Source organism: Agarivorans aestuarii, from assembly GCF_019670125.1.
Taxonomy (GTDB): domain Bacteria; phylum Pseudomonadota; class Gammaproteobacteria; order Enterobacterales; family Celerinatantimonadaceae; genus Agarivorans; species Agarivorans aestuarii.
In genome coordinates this window covers 1,577,670-1,593,114 of sequence record NZ_AP023033.1, presented here as the reverse complement: position 1 = coordinate 1,593,114, position 15,445 = coordinate 1,577,670, and the positions used below count along the sequence as shown (strand labels likewise).

Sequence of the window (15,445 nt, the reverse complement as noted above, 5' to 3'; positions counted from 1 at the left end):
AGTTACATCCCAATTGCGGCGTCTTCAGAGCCTAAATAAGCTTCAATAACTTTTGGATTATTTTGAATTTCTGAAGGTGAACCCTCAGCAATTTTTTGCCCAAAGTTAATAACTACAACGCGGTCTGAAATTTTCATAACGGCTGGCATATCATGTTCAACCAACAGAACAGTCACATTGCGCTCGTCTCTTAAGCGTTTAACTAAATTAACCATTTTCATGGTTTCATCATGATTCATCCCAGCGAAAGGCTCATCAAGCAAAAGCACTAGAGGATCAGTCGCCAAGCCTATTGCCATACCTAATGCTCGCAAATGTCCTTGAGGTAAATTGGAGGCCAGTTCATCTCTAATACTGCCCATGTCCAAAAACTCAATAATGCTATCGGCAGACTTACCAAAACTTTTTTCGTCTTCACGTGCCGCTGCAGTACCCAAGAAAAAACCAAATAGTGATGCCTTAGACCTTAAGTGGTGTGCCGCTACAATGTTTTCTTTTACTGTCATTGAACGAAACACTGTTGTTTCCTGAAATGTTCTAACTACCCCTTTACGCGCCACAATATGGGGAGAAAGGTTATTGATACGCTCGCCATTTAGCAGCACTTCACCACTGCTGGTACTTAAAAAAGAAGATATCAATTGGAATAGTGTTGATTTACCTGCGCCATTTGGCCCAATAACAGACAGTATTTCACCTTGCGCAACGTCAAAGCTAACTTCGTTAACCGCCGTTAAACCACCAAATCGTTTGGTAATAGCTCGTAGTTCTAATAGCTTATTCATGTGCGCCTCTTTTTACGTTCTATAAGGCTTAATACCCCATTTGGTAATACCAACATCAACAAAATGAGTAAGCTGGAGAAAATAAGCATTTGGTATTTCCCGGCTGTAAACAATAAATCCCAACCAAAATACAGCATTAACGTGCCTAACATGGGTCCAAACACATAACCCAAGCCACCTAAAAAGCAGTTAAGCATAAAGTTAACACTATCAGCCACTTGGAAGGATGATGGATAAACTGATTGCGAAATTGCCACAAAACTTGCACCAGCAATGCCACCAAAAAATGACGATATTGAATAAGTAACTATCCGTAAATATGCGGTATTAACCCCAATAGAAGCCGACAGCTCTTCGTTTTGCTGCAAGGAGCGACATAAGTGCCCGAGACGCGAATTAACCAATCGCCAGGTCACAGCAAAAACCGCTATCATTAGCGACACCGACATCATATAAAACGCTATCTTCGGGTTATCTAATTCAGCAAAACCAGGGATAATTGTTACACCCATAAGCTGAACTGCTTCAGGTAATGGAATTGAAGTGATGCCTTTAGCGCCTTGGGTAATAGGCAATGCCAGAGCGGTTAATCTCATAACCTCAGTTAATACCAAGGTTACCATTGCAAAATACACACCGCGCAAGCGCAAAATGGGTAAACCGATAACCACTGAAAGCAATGCGCAAAAAAGTCCAGCTAACGGTAAAGTAAACCAAAAATTTAGTTGATATTGGGTGATCAGGATTGCTGATACATAACCACCGGCCAACGCAAATGCCCCCTGGCCAATGTTTATCCTGCCAATATAGAAAGTGAGCCATACTCCGGCTGAAGCTATAGACAGTAAGGCTACAGAGGTAAGGGTATAATAAAAATCGCTACGACCGCTGATTTCAATTGCCAGTGGAACCACAAAATAGACCGACACAAAAAACGCAAGGCAAGCTAAAATATTATGTTTATTCATTTTTAGCCCCATGGTTTACCCATAAGCCCTTGTGGACGTATGGCTAAAAAAATCATTAATGAAACAAAAATGACAAGGTAAGTAATATCTCCATATTGAGACAATACCGATAAACCTACACTTTCGAGCATCCCCAGGATAAATCCACCCGCAATAGCGCCTGAGATAACCCCTGCACCACCAATCATGATCATCATAAATGCCTTAATTGAAGCCGGCCCTCCCATACCAAGATTGATTCCTGTGATAGTAACCAATAAACCGCCAACTACCCCGGCCAAACTCGCACCTAAAGCAAAGCCAATCATTTGATAGCGATCTACATTCACCCCCATTAGTTGTGCAGCAACCTTATCTTGAGCTAATGCACGCATGGCTCGACCAAGTTTGGAATACTGCATAAACACAATAAAACCGATAATCATAGCAACAGCGATAAGGCCTATCACAATGCGGTCGTAAGGCATGATGATTCGAAAGTCCCAATTAAATACCCCATCGATTATTTTGGGTACTCCACGCTGTTTTTCGCCAAAAACCAGCAAAATAATAGAATCAAGGAAAAAGGCGATACCTGCCGCCAACAACATTGAACTCTCGTCTCTTTTTGACTTTTTGATAACTGGCCTGAACAAGTACTTTTCGATTAAGCCACCCACTACCGCCAAAATTACCGCTGAAAGCCCCAATCCCACTAGAAATGGGAGTTCAAATTGAACCACCACTGTATAGGTAACAAACCCACCTAATACGTACATTTGCCCATGAGCAAAATTAAGCACATTCATCAAAGAAAATATAAGTGTTAAGCCCAGTGCAATTAGCGCATACTGCGCCCCTAAATAGAGCCCATTTACAATAATCTGTTCCATCATGCCTCCTTGCTAATACGCGAGCCAATACTTAAAAAATGATAAGCATTGGCTCTAGCTACTGCTGACAACGAAACTAATCAACGGTTGCTACAAACAGAGTTTCAAACTTACCGTCTTTATAAACGTTCACGACCAATGGCACTGCGACTTGGCGCTTCTGACCGAAAGAAGATGTGCCTACGTAACTTAATTTTGCTTCACCAACCATATAAGGGTTTGGCGCTTCAAAACTATCCATCGTTTTCTGAAATTCGGTAACATCTGAAATAGCTGAAGGGTTAGCTTTAAGGGTCTCAATAATGTACTCAAGTGCATAAACCTTGGTATTGGACTCATCGTTATACTCACCAAATTTTTTGGTATATCGCTCAACAAATTCTTGCATCATGTCGGAAGCTAATTCTGGCGTAGAAGCGCCGCCAACCGATACAAATCCATTTGCTAAACTACCTGCGCCTTCTTTTAGTACATTTGCATCTTGCGCGGTTTCAGTAGAAATAAAGCCTGTAAATCCAAGCTCCCTAGCTGAACGAATCAACTGGGGAGCATTAGCTGGAGAAACTCCTGATAACACCAGTAACTCAGGACGAGACTTAATCACAGGCAGCAACACGGGTGTAAAATCCGTCGTATCAACTTGATAAGTTACATTGCTTGAAACCACCTCTAAACCGAGCTTAGTTGCCGCAGCAACTCCACCATCTCTTTGGCTCAATGGATCAGACTCATTGGCAGCGACAAAAGCAACTTTTTTCACCCCCTCCTGCTTCATGAAGTACTCATAGATAGCAGGCCCAGATTGATAATTCGCCACCATTCCCAACACTGCATTGGAAGCAGGTTTGGTGTATAAGCTTTTCGGAAAAGCATAGGGAAAATACATAATGCCTTTTTGCTCAGCGACTGGCCTTACTGCCGCTGCACCATCATCAACGTTAGGCCCCACCACATAGTGAATACCTTCTTGAGCCATTTTCTCCATACCCGCTATGGCACGTTTCGGATCTTTTTGGTCATCGAAAGCTACAATTTCAATATCATAAGTAGTATCACCAATGGTTACACCACCGATTTCGTTTATCCACTCAGCACGCGTTTCCATAGAGCGTTGGTTTGAAATCCCCCAAGCGGCAGCAGGGCCAGAAGTCACCCCTACAAATCCAACTTTTAATACAGGGTTAGCCGCAAACGCAAAAGTGCTGATACTCGCACTCATTACACTTGCCATTAAAGCATGTTTAATAATATTTCGATGTTTCATTGTATGGCCTCCTTTATGGCTCACAATAACGTTTCAATCTAAACAAAAGTTAACTGACTACTATGACTCATCACATTGATAACAATAAAAGAATAATTGTTAACAATAACAACCGACGATTGTTAACAAGCAAGCTGTATGCCATACTCCAGAAACGTTTACAGTAATTGTTAAACTAGCCACAAAGGCCTTATTCTATGGGGTTTATGCAAGACTCATTTTTGCTAGGTGTTGAGTGTCAATGAGCTAGAAGTTATAAAAATCACTTAAAATTGATTGAATATGGTGCAATGTGACTTAAAATGCGGCACTGCTTGCCAGCAAAGGAAGGTTAAATATCTCGATGGACAGCAAGAAAATGTCAGAAACAGCTGAAGAAACCATGATCGTAGAAAAAATCTACGAAGCCATTATTGATCAACGGCTATCGCCCGGTACCAAATTGTCTGAATCAGACTTATGCAAAGCTTTCGATATTAGCCGCATGAAAGTGCGTAGGGCTCTCTTAACCTTGGCAAATAGGCAGCTTGTTGTTTTACAACCCAACAAAGGAGCCTTTGTCGCTAGCCCTACAGCTAAACAAGCCAAAGACGTTTTTGAGACTCGCTTAGCGTTAGAGCCCACCATCATTCGTTTAGCGATTCAACGCTCAAGTAAACAAAGCATCAACAGTTTAGAGAACTTACTGAAGCAAGAGTTCATCGCTCATCAACAAGGCGATAGGCGTAAAGCGATTCATTTATCTGGCCAGTTTCATATTGGTCTTGCTCAAATGGCAGATAATCAAGTGATGCTAAACTTGGTTAAAGATCTGGTTACCCAATCTTCGCTAATTATTGGAATGTTTGGTTCAGCGGGCATGAATAACTGCCGAGACGATGAGCATCAGCGCATAATTGAAGCAATACAACAAGGCGATGAAGATGCCGCAGCTCAATTAATGCAACAACATATTCACCACATTAAAGCCAATATTAATTTAGACAACAAACTTGAGGCCACGCCAGACCTAGCAAGCTTATTTTTTGATTAACAATAAGATCAACCAAGCGTTTAGATCTGATGCGTACATATCCTCAAATAGCAGCCAGCAAAAAATGGATATTTATTTAACCATCAGCCACCTAGCCTTAAAGTAACTTGAAGTAAGCTTTTGCATTTAAACCTTGGATATCTCCGTGCCCGTCACCGGAAGAGTCATAGTAAGCACGCACAAACACTTCATAGAACACAGCGCTTTCCCACCAATGCTCTGGCAGACTGCTACTTGGAGGCTTAATTTCAATCTGTTCTTTATACGCCTTGGGGTCATTAGCCCTATTTTCCGCAACAGGATCTGGCTCTGGCTAACGAACAGATGTGCAGGCCGCCACGGTGGCAACGAGCACTATGCTGAGTAGGTTGTATCTCATGGTCTTTCCCTTACTGTTATCGCTTTATAAGTTGTGTTATGCACTCAAACTATAAAAGTAATAGATTTAAACCAGCAGAGCGGAAAGCCTAAACATTAACTATTGTGTTCGGTGTAATTAAGCAAGCGCCTTAATAAACAAAAATTGGGGGTGCTTACTTAAACGTTGGTATTGCTCCGGTGAGATTGTTTTTAGTGCTTCACTAGGTTTACCTTCACTTAACTCGGTAATCACCATTTCATGATCGGTAAGCGCGGCTATCAAAGCAGAGAGCGGCCTGCGGTAAAAGCTCACCTCAACTGGTTTGCCAACCGTATCCCACATTTCTGTTACTTGCTCGGTTGCAAAATAGTTACCACTGGGGCTCGCTTCAATATCTACCATCGGATGATGAGTAGAAAACACAAAGCTACCACCACCCTTTAGTACGCGCTTCACATCTGCAAATAGCGGATTTAGATCTTGCAGATAATGCAGCATTAAAGGGCAGATCACTAAGTCATAACTGGCATCCGCTTCCTCTGGCAATCCCGAGGCTAAATCTTGCTGATACACCTTTAACTGAGTAGCCAATTTTTGCTTTACCAAGGCCACCATCTCACTTGAACTGTCAATCGCCGTTACTTTAGCGCCCTTAGTTAATAAATACTCTGCATACACGCCTGAGCCACAGCCTAAATCGAGCACTGTTTTACCCGCCATTTCACCTAACATGGCTTGCAAAGAAGGGCGTTCGTAATGCGCGTTGTAAATGTTGTCTTGAATAGCCACATCGTATTCTTTGGCATAAGTAGAATACATAGCAGGTTTTTGAGGCATAGATTTAGCCTTTAAGTTAGCGCTTTGCTGCTGAGAAAGTTGTGGGTGAATTGAGTACTCTAAAGTGCTTGAGCCACTAAACCCAAGCAACCAGTTTAGATAGGGATAATACTCTCGTTTTACTTGTTTAAAGCCTTTAGCAAGGTAAAGCTTTTTGGCTCTTGGATTACTGTCGATGACATCTAAGCGCACCTTAGAAAACCCCTGCACTTGCGCTTGGTGAATAATGCCGTCTAACAGCATAGAACCTAAACCCTTACCCCGGTATTCTTCTGCCACTGCGATGCCGTCCATCACCATAGTGTGCTGACTTGGTTTACGTTCAAACAAGCTAAATACTAAAGCTGCCCAAGCGCCTTTTACATAGCCCAACAAATCAACCAAACCTTGCCAGCCAATTCCGCTGGTAAACCCTGCTTTAGGGGTTTGAAAACCCGCCACCGCAACTAAACATCCTTGATCGATTACCGACAGTGCATATTCCGGCTTAAAAGACTGGGCCAACAGCGCGATACGCTGCTGTTGATTGGGAACCGCCAAGCGAAACTTTTGGCCAAAGGCTTGTTCGTACAAGGCTGCCACCGTCTTCCGGTGATGTTCTGGCCAACCTTGCTGAACTGTAAACTGAGCTTTTTCCATAACCCGATTCCTAAAACAATACCCACCTAATAAGCTTTCTAGCTACAACGCCAATGCCATTACCCAATCGTCCATAACGTAACCTTGGCCAATATCGGTGCATTGCTCAGCTACTTTAACAAAACCCATTTTTTGATATGCAGCTATAGAGTCATGATTATGTCGGTTTACTGTCAGCGTTATTTGTTGCAAGCCAAATTCATTGGCGAGTTGTTTGGCAAAATTCATTGCTTGTTTAGCAAAACCTCGACCTCGAAAACGAGAATGTACGTAAATCTTACTTAAAAATAGCTGCTGCTCCTGTCGCTGAACCCCTAGGTAACCTAGGTTTTCACCTTCACTCTGCAACAGATAGTAATAATACTGCTCGGTCTCAATTTGCTCAGCTACGCGGGTAGCCGAGTGAAAAGTACTAAGCATGTATTCCACCTGCTCAACACCAATAATCGGCGTATAATGCTCTAGCCATATCTCTCTGGCCAACTCTGTAAGCTGTTGAATATCATGTTGATTACTTACTTGATGAAACACCCTACCTCCTTTTTTCAACGAATATAGCTACGATTAATCTCACTTAATTATCCTAAGCGCACCCTAGCATGAGAACCAAGGCCTACCAAACAGCAGCAAAAACACAAAGCTAAGGGTAGATTGATCTAAATTGCACCAATGTCACAGTTTTAAGGTAGAATCGCCGCTCATTTTAACAACGTTAGCTGTTAGCCTACTTCGGCTTGTTTAGCACTCACTAAAGGTTTGCCCATATATGATTAAACTTATCGCCCTAGATATGGACGGCACACTTCTCAATGACGAGAAAAAAATCACTCCGCGCACTTATCAAGCTATTCAGCAAGCTAAGCAAGCGGGTGTAAAAGTAGTACTTGCATCGGGTCGTCCGCTAGAAGGTTTACGCCCTTATTTAGAGCAACTTGAGCTAACCAGCGAACAAGATTTTGTTATTTCCTATAACGGCTCTTTAGTACAGCGTGTAGGCAGTGGAGAAATCATTCATAAAACCACGCTCAACGGCAGCGATGGTACACAGCTAGCCAAAGTAGCTGAGCAATTAGGTGTTTTTATTCATGCCTTCTCTGCAGAGCATGGCCTTATTACTCAACAGCACAACCCTTGGACTGATATAGAATCTTCTATTAACGGCATGGATGTAAGTGAAGTTAACTTTGCCTCACTGCAAGCAAACGATGCACTTACCAAAATTATGTTTGTAGCTGAAGAAAGCATTCTCGACAAGGCGATTGCCAACTTGCCTGCTGAGTTACGCAAACAATACACAGTAGTGCGCAGTGCGCCGTTTTTCTTAGAGTTTTTGCACCGTGACAGCAACAAAGGTGTAGGTGTAGAGCAGCTAGCCAATATCTTGGGGTTAAATGCATCTGAGGTAATGTGTGCTGGTGACGCCGACAACGACCGCCACATGCTGCAATACGCGGGTTTAGCGGTTGCGATGGCAAACGCCGATCCTGAAATTAAAGCAATGGCTAATTACATAGCCCCAAGCAATAAAGAAGATGGGGTTGCTGTAGCCATTGAAGAAAATGTACTAAGTACGCTTTGCCCAACCAGTTAAGCTAAACGGTAAGTAAACAGTAATAAAGGCGAAGCTAAAACCCTTAGCTTCGCCTTTATCTATTAAAATACCGTTCTCATTCCTAGCAAAAACAAGTCCTAAACCTTCCATTTAAAATCTGTTTGACTAATTTATAAGTTTTATAAAAACAACAGCAAACAAACACCATCACACAAGACAAATAAGTCACAAGCCTTACAAAAGCCAACGAATTTTTTTAGCTATTTTAGTTATACGAACAGCAAACAAGCATCCGATTCTCGGCATATTGTTATTAGATTTATCGATGCTATATTTCGCGCTCAGATAACTGATTAATAAGGAAATTCTAAAATGAGCACTAAGAAAATCGTAGGTATCGTTGTGGCAGTAATTGGTGTAATTCTAATTGCTATTGGTGGCTTTAGCCTTAATGACATCGCAGTCGCAGAGCAACAAGCACAAGCCTTAGGCGGTTTATTTGGTGGTGCTGGGAATGATTTACTGGGCGGGCTAGGTTTAGATGCGGCATTAGAAGCACAAAAAAACAAAGCTTATGGGTTTATTGTATTTGGTATAGCTTCTATCGTAGGTGGAGCCTTTTTAATTAAAACCTCTGACGAAAGCGCACCTAAACAAGCATAAAAATAGATTATTCCAACCTCAGGTTATTTAATCAACACTCTATATTCCGAGTGAAACTCACTCGGAATATATTTAAGAAAAACAAAATTTATTAATACTAAACTCACTGTTAACTTTAAGGCGCAAGCTTAACCAATACAAATGAACTCACGGTAAGGCTTCCTCCTCCATCTGCGCCGTTTTTTTATAATGCTCTGGGCTAATACCAATAAGCTGTGGAAAGGTCACTCCCAGAGATATCGACGACCAAGTGCCAAAAGCAATCCCTAAACACAGTGCAATAGCAAAGCCTTCTAAGGCTGGGCCGCCTAACAACCACAAGCTACTCACCGTTACCAAGGTGGTTCCCGAAGTAATCAAAGTGCGAGAAAAGGTCGCCCGTATCGCATCGTTAATCAGCAAGTTCGCCTCTTCATTGGGTTTGGCTTTAAATAACTCCCTGGTTCGGTCGGCGATAATAATCGAGTCATTTAATGAATATCCCAACACCGCCAGCACCGCCGCCAAGGTGGTAAGATTGAACTCTATTTGGGTAAGCGCAAACATCCCCAACACAATAAGCACGTCGTGAGTAAGCGCTAACAACGCCCCTGAGGCCAAGCGCCACTCAAAGCGATAACTTAGATACAACATGGTTAAAACCAAACAAGCAAATACCGCTAAGCCGCCCTGCTCCACCATATCAGAACCAACCTGCGGCCCAACAATGCTGCTGTTTAATACCTCAACCGTGGTACTAGATGTCTCCAAAACAGAGACCAAGCTCATTGTTGTATCTTCTATTTGATAGTAACGAAATGTCCATCGGCCAGCTTCACTAGAAGCAATAAGCTGAACATCTTGCTGTAGCGCTTTGTCTACTATGGGCTTTATATCTGTAGCTATTAGTTGTTGATCTAATCGAACTTCAGCCACCACGCCACCAGTAAAGTCCAAGCCCCAGTTCAAGCCTTTACTGGCAAGTGAAGCAATTGCAAGTAATAGCAAAATGCCCGAAATAGCCGACATACCAAAACGCGTTCGAGTAAGAAATGTATGTGAAATAGTCATGTTTAAACCCTTACTTCACGGCGTTGGTCACGCCCCCAAATGAGATTGATGATCGACCTAGATAAAAATATGCCTGTGAACATGCTAGTTAATAAGCCTAAACCTAGGGTTATCGCAAAACCTTGTACCGGACCATTACCAATGGCGTACAACGCAAACGCAACAATCATGGTGGTGATGTTGGCATCGAAAATAGAGCTAAATGCGCTACTAAAACCGCTATCAATACTTTGTGCAAAGGTGCGTCCTTCGCGCATTTTGTCCTTAATTCTTTCAAAGATAAGCACATTGGTATCCACCGCCATCCCCACCGTTAACACCATTCCGGCAATGCCGGGTAAGGTGAGCACAGCCCCTGGCAGCAAGGCAATTAAACCGAACAAACACACCATATTAGCGAGCAAGGCCAAGTTAGCTACCCAACCCATTCTGCGGTACCACAGCGCAATAAAAGCCAGTGTTAGCCCTAAACCTAAGGCCAACGCGGCAAAGCCATTTTGTACATTCTCTTCACCCAAAGAAGGTCCAATGGTTCGCTCTTCAATAATGGTGACTGGCGCAGTAAGTGAGCCTGCCCTTAGTAACAAGGCTAGCTCCTGGGCACTTTGCATAGAGCCAGCACCAGTAATTCTAAAATTGCTGCCAAGCTGGGATTGAATGGTAGCTACACTAATTACTCGGTTTTGTTGCTGGCTATCTCCGTTGGCGTCCCTGCTGTATTCGCTATACAACGTCGCCATTGGCTGACCAATGTTGTCTCTGGAAAATCGCGACATTTTTCTACCGCCACTGCCATCCAAAGATATGTTCACTTCTGCCGCGCCCATTTCCCCCATGTTAGCGCGCGCATCAATAATGTGTTCTCCCCCTAAAATGGCTCGGCGATTTATTTCTATAGGGTTGCCGTTGTTATCTACTACCGACTGGCTTTGGCGCGAGCGGGTTTCAGCTAAAGAGTGAAACGACAAAGAGGCGGTGGCGCCAATCACATCTTTGGCTGCGGCAGGGTCTTGCACACCGGGCAATTCAATTCGAATTCTATTTAAGCCTTGTCGCTGAACCGAGGCTTCGGTAATGCCTAACTCTGCAATACGGCCTCGCATAATTTGTAGATTTTGCTGGACAGTTAACTGACGCAAGATGGACTTTTCGTCTTCTGATAAAGACAAAGAAACAGTATTGCCACTAAATTGACTGTCCCATTGAGAGAATTGCTGACGAGCCAAATTTCGCGCGGCGTTAACGTCCTCATCTTTATAAACGGTAATTTCGACAGTCTCATTCACAAGTCGGCTTCGGCTTGCACGTATCTCCGCACTAAAGGCATCCATTACCGATTGGCGATGTGCTTGGTATACCGGCTCCATATCAACTTCTAATAGTAACTGCACGCCTCCGCGTAAATCCAAGCCCAAGGCAATGGGTGAAAACCCAGCGTCAAGCAGCCACTGCGGAGCAGCCGCTTCCATTGCTAAAGCAACTGTGCTGTTTTCTGGAAGATGAGGGATCAACGCAGACTGCGCTTTGGCTTGCTCAGCTTGCTCATCAAGCAATACAACGGTGCGCTCACCTTGTTGATTAATGGCTGAGGGAGTAATTCCCTCTTTGTTCAAGTAAAGCGCGATGTCGGTAGCATTAATCTGCTCACCACGATGAGTAATATGTAATGCAGCCCTCTCTCCATACAATGATGGTAAAGCGCTAAACAGCATCACTAATAAAGTAAAGGCTAGAACGATGTACTTCCATTTCGCATAGCGATTAATGGTAGAACGTTTAGGTGTTTTCACAGCAAATTCTCTCAAACGATAAAATCAGTGCACGCAAACAACTAGCCATAACAATCAACAACTTTATTGAGATTATTAGACACAGATAAGCCTCCCTAAGGGTGCTATGTAATGCTGTCGGCGTGAAATTGTTGTGGTTCAGCAGAACCTAGAGTGAGAGTTAACTTGGGCGAATATGTCCCTGGGAGTATAGGGTATTAGCTTCTTTCCAGCCTGATAAGCGGGATCGAGAATAATTAAAGTGGCTGGCCCAATGCTCTTGGGTAGTGGGTGGTCGTTGCGCTTGAGTCGCCATATCCAAAAGGGGCGGACTAAGAAACGCAATGAGCAAAAAGTATTCGGGTTTAAGCCCTTGGTCAGCGCATTTGTCGGTGCTGACCAACTTTCGAGATAGAGAAAGGAAATAGTGGCTTGAGGTTGTATCCAGTATGGGGGCAGGTTGGTTACTTAAGGGCGCGCTTTTCTTCGCTGAAGAATCCGGGCTATCTAATACAAACTGAACCTCATCACTAAAAGACGCTTCACTATATGTCAGGTACTCATCAGCGCTCACCATGTTTACACACAGCGAAAAAGACAAAGCGATGAAAAGATGGTACCAAGATTTAATCAATGACTTTCTATACTAATAGTGAAGGCTCTGAAAGATATCATATTAACAACGTAAAATTTTGATTTCGCCACCTAATTCAATAATAAAATTCACTCAATAGCACATCTAAAGACAAAACAAATAGTAATTCTTTAATCATTAGTACTAAACCCCAAACAAGAAATTAAGGTTTTATTTATATTTTCGCTCGCTCAGTAACCAATTTGCCACAAATAAGTCACCTAAATGACATGTCTAGATAAGCTAACTGTCACATTACAAGCCTAAGTTATTGTTCAAAACAACGGCAGGATCCTGTAATGAACAATCAAGTAATCACAGTCAAGCAGCTGAACAAACACTTTGAAAACAACCACGCCCTTAAAAGCGTAGATTTAAGTGTTCAGCAAGGTGAAATGGTGGCATTACTTGGGCCGTCAGGCTCAGGAAAATCAACCCTATTACGCCACTTAAATGGCTTGGTTAGCAGTGACAAAAACAGCAAAGGCTACATCGAAGTTCTTGGCATGCCAGTGCAACGTGACGGCAAGTTTTGTAACACCGTGCGTAAAAGCCGCAGCCAAACAGGTTACATCTTCCAGCAGTTTAATTTGGTTTCACGCCTTAGCGTTTTGCAAAATGTTTTGATTGGCGCACTCAGCGCAACTCCTAGCTGGCGCAGCCTTACTGGCCGTTTTACTTTTGAGCAAAAGCGCCAAGCTTTAGCAGCTTTAAAACGCGTAGGCCTTGAGCAATTTGCTTTACAGCGCGTTTCAACACTATCTGGCGGACAACAACAACGCGTAGCGATTGCTCGCGCCTTAATGCAACGCGCCAAGATCATTTTAGCCGATGAGCCGATTGCTTCCTTAGATCCAGAGTCGTCGCGCATCGTGATGGAAATACTCACCGACATCAATAAACAAGAAGGCATCGCAGTAGTGGTGACCTTACACCAAGTTGACTACGCCAAACGTTATTGCCCACGTGTTGTGGCGTTAAAACTTGGCGAAGTATTTTACGACGGACCTAGCGAGCAATTAAACGAAGCAAAACTTGCAGCGTTATACGGCTCGCAAGCTCAACTAACAACCACCGAAAATCAAGACCAAGCAGTACCACAACTTTGGCCACAGATGGCCTAAACCCAACTAACAAGGAGATAGATGGCATGTTAAAGCTAATCAAGCAGACAGCCTTTGCAACCGCAGTTGTTGCGACAGCGTTAAGTTCAACCATGGTTTCAGCTGCTGAAAAAGCGATGGACACCATCAACTTTGGGATTATTTCTACTGAGTCTCAGCAAAACTTAAAAACCACTTGGACGCCGTTTTTAAAAGCGATGGAAGAGAAAACTGGTTACAAGGTAAAAGCATTTTTTGCTCCAGATTACGCAGGCATCATTCAAGGCATGCGTTTCGATAAAGTAGACGTAGCTTGGTATGGCAACAAATCAGCCATGGAAGCAGTAGACCGCGCCGGTGGCGAAATCTTCGCACAAACGGTTGATGCTACAGGTAACCCAGGTTACTGGAGTGTATTAGTTACGCATAAAGATAGCCCGCTTAACAGCCTTGAAGATGTTATCGCCAAACGTGGTGACCTTACTTTTGGTAACGGCGATCCAAACTCAACCTCTGGCTTCTTAGTACCTTCGTACTACGTGTTTGCGCAAAACAACATTTCAGTGTCTGACTTCAAACGCAGCATGAACTCTGGCCACGAAGCGAACGCTTTAGCCGCTGCAGCGAAACAAGTAGATGTAGCAACCGGCAACACCGAAAACATGGACCGCTTAAAAATTACTGCACCTAAAAAGTTTGAGCAGTTAAAAGTTATTTGGAAGTCACCACTTATTCCTTCAGACCCAATTGTATGGCGTAAAAACCTACCAGAAAGTGTGAAAGGCGAAGTATATGACTTCTTCATGGAATACGGCACCACTGGTGATGCTCAAGAGCTAGCAGTATTAGAAGCGCTACAGTGGGCCCCGTTCAAAGCCTCTAGCGACCTTCAACTACTACCTATTCGTCAATTGGTATTGTTCAAAAACCGCATTGTTACAGAAAACGACACCAAGTTGTCGAAAGCCGAAAAAGCCGCTGAGCTAGCAGTAATTGACGCCCAACTTGCTGATTTAAATCGCCAGCAAAGCGCCATTACCGCAATGGCCCAATAGCGAACGACAAGCTGGGTGCAAACCCAGCTTTTCTTTAGGCAACTTATCTAGACATGTTGAGAACCTTAAATGACTACCGAAGCCGCAATTCTTAACCAAAACTCCAAACCATCTTGGTTAAGCCTACTTTTTTGGGCCATCGCCATCGCTGGTTTAACTTGGAGCTGGCAAGGCGCCGAAATTGCCCCGATGAAGATCTATAACGATGCCGGCAACATGGCCGAGTTAGCCAGTGACTTCTTTCCACCAGATTTTACCGACATCAATTACTACCTCGAAGAAATGTTAGTGACCCTGCACATCGCCATTTGGGGCACCATTTTCTCAATTTTTTTATCAGTTCCTTTTGGTTTGATGTGTGCCGAAAACATGGTTCCAGCTTGGGTGTATCAGCCTATGCGTCGACTAATGGATGCAGCCAGAGCAATTAACGAAATGGTATTTGCCATGCTGTTTGTGGTCACAGTGGGTTTAGGTCCGTTTGCTGGTGTAATGGCCTTGTTCATCCATACCACGGGCGTACTGGCTAAATTGTTTTCGGAAGCAGTAGAAGCCATCGACCCCGGCCAAGTAGAAGGGGTAAGAGCAACTGGCGCAAACAAGCTGGAAGAAATTGTTTATGGGGTCATTCCGCAAGTACTACCACTGTGGATTTCATTTTCCTTATACCGCTTCGAATCCAACGTTCGCTCAGCCACCGTTGTAGGCATGGTAGGCGCTGGCGGCATTGGGGTAATTCTGTGGGAAAGTATTCGCGGCTTTATGTTTCCCCAAACCTGCGCAGTGATGATCATCATTGTAGTCACCGTAAGTCTGCTCGACTTTATCTCTCAACGCGTTAGAAAACTGTTTATTTAAGC

Annotated in this window: 15 protein-coding genes; 6 read left to right on the top strand and 9 right to left on the bottom strand. The window is 43.5% G+C overall.

The features are described 5' to 3' along the window. Positions 1–2: 2 nt before the first annotated feature. The 4 genes from K5609_RS07430 to K5609_RS07415 form a co-directional block, all read right to left on the bottom strand. Positions 3–785, bottom strand: coding sequence for an ABC transporter ATP-binding protein (locus K5609_RS07430; RefSeq protein WP_221077220.1), 783 nt, complete (start codon positions 783–785; stop codon positions 3–5). Beyond that, on the bottom strand, positions 782–1,753 hold the full coding sequence (locus tag K5609_RS07425; protein WP_221076615.1) for a branched-chain amino acid ABC transporter permease: 972 nt from the start codon (positions 1,751–1,753) through the stop codon (positions 782–784). The genes K5609_RS07430 and K5609_RS07425 overlap by 4 nt, the downstream gene beginning before the upstream one ends. A gap of 2 nt (positions 1,754–1,755) precedes the next feature. Then, complete coding sequence (locus K5609_RS07420) at positions 1,756–2,625, bottom strand: branched-chain amino acid ABC transporter permease (protein WP_221076614.1); 870 nt, start codon at positions 2,623–2,625, stop codon at positions 1,756–1,758. A 76-nt stretch (positions 2,626–2,701) separates the two neighbouring features. Next, on the bottom strand, positions 2,702–3,889 hold the full coding sequence (locus K5609_RS07415) for an ABC transporter substrate-binding protein (protein ID WP_221076613.1): 1,188 nt from the start codon (positions 3,887–3,889) through the stop codon (positions 2,702–2,704). A 343-nt stretch (positions 3,890–4,232) separates the two neighbouring features. Between K5609_RS07415 and K5609_RS07410 the strand changes: the two genes are divergently transcribed. After that, the gene (locus K5609_RS07410) at positions 4,233–4,922 is read left to right on the top strand and encodes a GntR family transcriptional regulator (protein WP_221076612.1); all 690 of its coding nucleotides are present in this window, start codon (positions 4,233–4,235) and stop codon (positions 4,920–4,922) included. A 496-nt stretch (positions 4,923–5,418) separates the two neighbouring features. Here the strand turns inward: K5609_RS07410 and K5609_RS21715 are convergent, their stop codons facing one another. Together K5609_RS21715 and K5609_RS07395 are read right to left on the bottom strand one after the other, a co-directional pair. Next, entirely contained in the window at positions 5,419–6,759 is a 1,341-nt protein-coding gene (locus K5609_RS21715) for a GNAT family N-acetyltransferase (protein ID WP_246611955.1), read from the bottom strand. A gap of 42 nt (positions 6,760–6,801) precedes the next feature. Beyond that, complete coding sequence (locus K5609_RS07395) at positions 6,802–7,290, bottom strand: GNAT family N-acetyltransferase (protein ID WP_221076611.1); 489 nt, start codon at positions 7,288–7,290, stop codon at positions 6,802–6,804. Between the two features lie 235 nt (positions 7,291–7,525). On the opposite strand from K5609_RS07395, the gene yidA reads away from it, so the two are divergent. Both yidA and K5609_RS07385 read left to right on the top strand, forming a co-directional pair. Then, a complete protein-coding gene (yidA, locus tag K5609_RS07390) occupies positions 7,526–8,350 on the top strand; it encodes a sugar-phosphatase (RefSeq protein ID WP_221076610.1) in 825 nt (274 codons plus the stop codon). Positions 8,351–8,683: 333 nt separating this feature from the next. Then, positions 8,684–8,974 (top strand): hypothetical protein, encoded by a 291-nt coding sequence (locus tag K5609_RS07385; protein WP_221076609.1) that lies wholly within the window; start codon positions 8,684–8,686, stop codon positions 8,972–8,974. A gap of 147 nt (positions 8,975–9,121) precedes the next feature. Here K5609_RS07385 and secF read toward each other — a convergent pair whose 3' ends face one another. The 3 genes from secF to K5609_RS07370 all read right to left on the bottom strand — a co-directional run bounded on the left by secF (position 9,122) and on the right by K5609_RS07370 (position 12,427). Further along, the gene (secF, locus tag K5609_RS07380; protein ID WP_221077218.1) at positions 9,122–10,018 is read right to left on the bottom strand and encodes a protein translocase subunit SecF; all 897 of its coding nucleotides are present in this window, start codon (positions 10,016–10,018) and stop codon (positions 9,122–9,124) included. Positions 10,019–10,026: 8 nt separating this feature from the next. Beyond that, on the bottom strand, positions 10,027–11,814 hold the full coding sequence (gene secD / locus K5609_RS07375; protein WP_221076608.1) for a protein translocase subunit SecD: 1,788 nt from the start codon (positions 11,812–11,814) through the stop codon (positions 10,027–10,029). A gap of 160 nt (positions 11,815–11,974) precedes the next feature. Beyond that, positions 11,975–12,427, bottom strand: a complete 453-nt coding sequence (locus tag K5609_RS07370; protein WP_221076607.1) for a hypothetical protein — start codon at positions 12,425–12,427, stop codon at positions 11,975–11,977. 299 nt (positions 12,428–12,726) lie between these two features. Here K5609_RS07370 and phnC point away from each other — a divergent pair, with 299 nt between their 5' ends. The 3 genes from phnC to phnE all read left to right on the top strand — a co-directional run bounded on the left by phnC (position 12,727) and on the right by phnE (position 15,443). Further along, the gene (gene phnC, locus K5609_RS07365) at positions 12,727–13,551 is read left to right on the top strand and encodes a phosphonate ABC transporter ATP-binding protein (protein WP_137672766.1); all 825 of its coding nucleotides are present in this window, start codon (positions 12,727–12,729) and stop codon (positions 13,549–13,551) included. A 26-nt stretch (positions 13,552–13,577) separates the two neighbouring features. Continuing rightward, positions 13,578–14,585, top strand: coding sequence for a phosphonate ABC transporter substrate-binding protein (gene phnD, locus K5609_RS07360; protein ID WP_016401277.1), 1,008 nt, complete (start codon positions 13,578–13,580; stop codon positions 14,583–14,585). Between the two features lie 69 nt (positions 14,586–14,654). Next, the gene (gene phnE / locus K5609_RS07355; protein WP_016401278.1) at positions 14,655–15,443 is read left to right on the top strand and encodes a phosphonate ABC transporter, permease protein PhnE; all 789 of its coding nucleotides are present in this window, start codon (positions 14,655–14,657) and stop codon (positions 15,441–15,443) included. The last annotated feature ends 2 nt before the right edge of the window (positions 15,444–15,445 follow it).

Excerpts from the sequence above, each read along its gene's own strand:
- K5609_RS07430 (WP_221077220.1), bottom strand. The coding sequence starts at position 785 with ATGAATAAGCTATTAGAACTACGAGCTATTACCAAACGATTTGGTGGT.
- phnC (WP_137672766.1), top strand. The coding sequence starts at position 12,727 with ATGAACAATCAAGTAATCACAGTCAAGCAGCTGAACAAACACTTTGAA.
- yidA (WP_221076610.1), top strand. The coding sequence starts at position 7,526 with ATGATTAAACTTATCGCCCTAGATATGGACGGCACACTTCTCAATGAC.
- K5609_RS07410 (WP_221076612.1), top strand. The coding sequence starts at position 4,233 with ATGGACAGCAAGAAAATGTCAGAAACAGCTGAAGAAACCATGATCGTA.
- K5609_RS07420 (WP_221076614.1), bottom strand. The coding sequence starts at position 2,625 with ATGGAACAGATTATTGTAAATGGGCTCTATTTAGGGGCGCAGTATGCG.
- K5609_RS07425 (WP_221076615.1), bottom strand. The coding sequence starts at position 1,753 with ATGAATAAACATAATATTTTAGCTTGCCTTGCGTTTTTTGTGTCGGTC.
- K5609_RS07415 (WP_221076613.1), bottom strand. The coding sequence starts at position 3,889 with ATGAAACATCGAAATATTATTAAACATGCTTTAATGGCAAGTGTAATG.
- K5609_RS07385 (WP_221076609.1), top strand. The coding sequence starts at position 8,684 with ATGAGCACTAAGAAAATCGTAGGTATCGTTGTGGCAGTAATTGGTGTA.
- K5609_RS21715 (WP_246611955.1), bottom strand. The coding sequence starts at position 6,759 with ATGGAAAAAGCTCAGTTTACAGTTCAGCAAGGTTGGCCAGAACATCAC.
- phnD (WP_016401277.1), top strand. The coding sequence starts at position 13,578 with ATGTTAAAGCTAATCAAGCAGACAGCCTTTGCAACCGCAGTTGTTGCG.
- phnE (WP_016401278.1), top strand. The coding sequence starts at position 14,655 with ATGACTACCGAAGCCGCAATTCTTAACCAAAACTCCAAACCATCTTGG.